This is a genomic window from Amazonocrinis nigriterrae CENA67 (genome assembly GCF_016056305.1).
GTDB lineage: Bacteria > Cyanobacteriota > Cyanobacteriia > Cyanobacteriales > Nostocaceae > Amazonocrinis > Amazonocrinis nigriterrae.
Map to the genome: position 1 here is coordinate 149138 of NZ_JAECZC010000029.1, position 3253 is coordinate 152390.

3 protein-coding genes are annotated in these 3253 nt (G+C 41.9%); 1 reads left to right on the forward strand and 2 read right to left on the reverse strand.

What is annotated here, in order from left to right:
• The coding region (locus tag I8748_RS16565; RefSeq protein ID WP_198125670.1) for a M15 family metallopeptidase at positions 1-647 on the reverse strand (647 nt) is incomplete at its 3' end.
• Positions 648-1201: 554 nt separating this feature from the next.
• Complete coding sequence (locus I8748_RS16570; RefSeq protein WP_198125671.1) at positions 1202-2437, reverse strand: hypothetical protein; 1236 nt, start codon at positions 2435-2437, stop codon at positions 1202-1204.
• Between the two features lie 495 nt (positions 2438-2932).
• Between I8748_RS16570 and I8748_RS16575 the strand changes: the two genes are divergently transcribed.
• Positions 2933-3253, forward strand: a 321-nt coding sequence (locus I8748_RS16575; RefSeq protein WP_198125672.1) for a CBS domain-containing protein, incomplete at its 3' end; no start/stop codon positions are given.

The following is a 3253-nucleotide window of genomic DNA, read 5'->3' on the forward strand; positions in this document are numbered from 1 at the left end:
CAAGCCCACATTTGATCACCAAAAGAAAAATGCCACCACTCTTTAGGATTACGTTGAAATCCTGCTTTTAACATCACATTTTGTAACAATTGACGGTGGGTATGATACTGTTTAGCCTGTGGGTGGGAACTATTGGCATAGTAATTGGGATGCGATCGCTCTGACAATTCATCAATTGCCGAACCCATATCAACTATTCGTCCTCTGTCATTTACCAACGTTACATCCACAGCGGCACCTGTACTGTGGGGTGGGGGAGTTTGTGCATCCAAACTAGGTACAGCCCAAATTTCATAAACCAACTCCCAAATTTCTTGGCGTTGGTTTGGCGATAAATCCACCTCAATCAGTCCTCGTTGCTGTATTACTTGTGCAAAGCTGTAATCTACCATAAACTGCTGTACGCTTACCGGACGATAAGCATCAAAGATTTGGATGCGCCAGTCAGGAAGCAACAGATGAAGATAATTTTGGGCTTGGATTAAATTGTCAATAACACTTTCGCGCAAATAATAAGGCGAATGTTCCCCATAAGGCGCACCTAATTTTTCATAGGGATGTGGAGATTCCACTGCAAACAGTTCTAAAGGAATCTTTATTAGTGGTTCACCACATTCTACGATAGCGATGTGTTGGTAAGGTTTCATCCTGTAGATATCAGTAAACGCCGAATTCGCAGCCAATTTTATGTCAAAAAAGCACAGCATTTACTCAAACAATAGCCGAAACCCTTATTTTCATCTAGGGGTAATTCATGAATTGTCCCTACAAGGTGTAGTTTTACGTCACTTTTAAGAGCTAGTTTAAGTAATCTAGTTTAAACTTACATTACAGGACTGACGCAAAAACTTTCTCAAACCCTCTTTGCTTTGTGTTCTACCCTACCCTGCGGTAACGCCTGACGGCGAACGGGAAGCCGCTAACGCATCTATGTGTTCTTTGTGGTTCGTTTAAATCAGCATTCGATGTAGAGAAGAAATAAAGTCAAGTTTTGAAAAGCTTCTATATCAAGCTTTTTCACGTCTGTCATAATTACGAATTACCCTTCGGGTGACACTCGTTCCAACACTCGTACCTCGCTACCGCTTCGTGCTTAGGCAGTTACTGTACTTGGGGAGCCACCCCCGTGGGCGGCTTTGCCGACTTGAGGGGAGTGGCGTGAAACCCCAAGACCTTACTGCCTTACGAATTACGAATTGAACTAGTATGAATAACCATTACTCTGAACACCACCTGTATACTGTCCTGGAATTTGGCGAGGTACTGAAAAATTAGACTGTGGTAGTTGAGTAGGCTGCTGCCAAATTGAATTACCGTAATTATCAGGTACTACTGGGCTTGTGGATGTAGCAACATTTGGACTCGGAGTTTGGATGGGGTACGGTGAAATATTAGTAGGTGTAGAAGTAATAGGCTGTGCCAGCGGTTGTAATTCTACTTGACTGGGCAATGGCTGCCGCTTATTGAAGTAATTTGAAAAATTGATTCGTTGATTCAGTTCAATTGGTTGAATGTAACCAGTTTGAGTATTTAGCCTTGTTACAGATGAAACATTCTGGTTGGGCAATATCTGACTGCTACCTAAATTATTGTAGAGATTTGCAGTTGCATTTGATACAGATGGCTGAATATAACCTGGCTGAGTATTTAGCCCTGGCGCAGATGAAAAAGTCTGGCTAGGTAAATAATTGGTAACTGGAGTCTGTAAACTTACCCCATTATAAGGAGTTTGCCCAACAACATTAGGCGCAGTCAAACCCGTACTATTCAAACTTGGCAGCGTCTGATTCGTAGATTGGTTGATTGGTGTTTGCAACGGGCTGATTGAGTTCCTATTTTGACTATTACCAGTTTGATTAGATCCTATCCCCAGCCTAGAAGACGTTTGTCCTACACCTACTGGTTGAGAATCTGCATTTAAAGTGTTCACATCTGAAAACTGGCTGCCACTATCAAGCTTTCCAAATTGCAATAAATCTTCTGCCTGTGATACAAAAAGATTTTTCTGTTGGGCTACCAATGCATCATTCACTATCCCCTCACTAGGATTTGATTTGACACCACTAGAAGACTGTTTTTTGCTAATGACATCCTCTGATAAGCTTTTGCTTTTATTTGGCTGAGAGTTGTTCTTGAAGTTAGTCGCTGTTGTTGGTAAACTTACTTGCTTCAAGCCATCATACAGAGCTGGTAAATTATCAATGTCAGCAGCAATGGCTTTATCTTCTGCCGAAAGTGAGGATTGCTCCGGCTGTATGGAAGTAACTTGTTTATTTTGCTTTTGAGTGAACACATTTGGATTAGACCAGTATTCTCGAATCACCAGCCCTACCACAGATAAAAAAATAGCTGTGCCCCAAAAACTAGGTTTGCCTAAATTCCATAACCTAGCTTTGAGATAGCGTAAGTAGGCCGGGGGATAATGGCGATGTGGCATGGCTGGTATTACAAATTTACTGGCAAGTGGCAAAACATGATACAGCCTTACAAGGATTGAGTTACTACCTCAATCGAAGTTAGACGATAATTTTATCCTAGCCTTTGAGTATTTATTTAGTCATTAAGAATAAGTACATATTATTCAAAAATTCACTCTTTACATATTTTGGTTGTTTCGTGAAATAGAGAAATGCTGGCGCGTCCCTACTGAAAATTGTTGTAATTCTGAGATTTTGAGCTTTGGTCACTTTGGATATCATCACAAATTGCCAGCTGCACTAATTTAGTGTTGTGGCTGGACAAGATTTCAACCAATTGACTCTCTAGTTACTAAACAGTGCGCTGCAATGCTTCGATACGCCCATGATACCCATTCGCTTGTAGCAAACATTTGAAAAACGGTACAAGGGCGCTGCACTCCATGCGATGTCTGATGACAAGCCACTCCATATCTACGCACCGCACCGTACTTATTCACCAGGAGACTACAGCAATGATGAAAGCTGAAGATATCATGACCAAGGACGTAGTGACTATTCGCGGTTCAGCAACAGTTGCTGAAGCGGTGGGGCTGATGAAAGAAAAAAGAATACGCGCTCTGGTTGTGGATCGACGCCATGATGATGATGCCTATGGGATCGTCACTGAAACGGATATTGTTTATAAGGTAATAGCCTACGGTAAAGACCCCAAGCAAATACGGGTTTACGAAATCATGAGTAAGCCTTGCATTGTGGTGAATCCTGAGTTGAGTGTGGAATATGTAGCGCGGCTATTTGCCAATATTGGTATCCATCGGGCACCCGTAATTCAA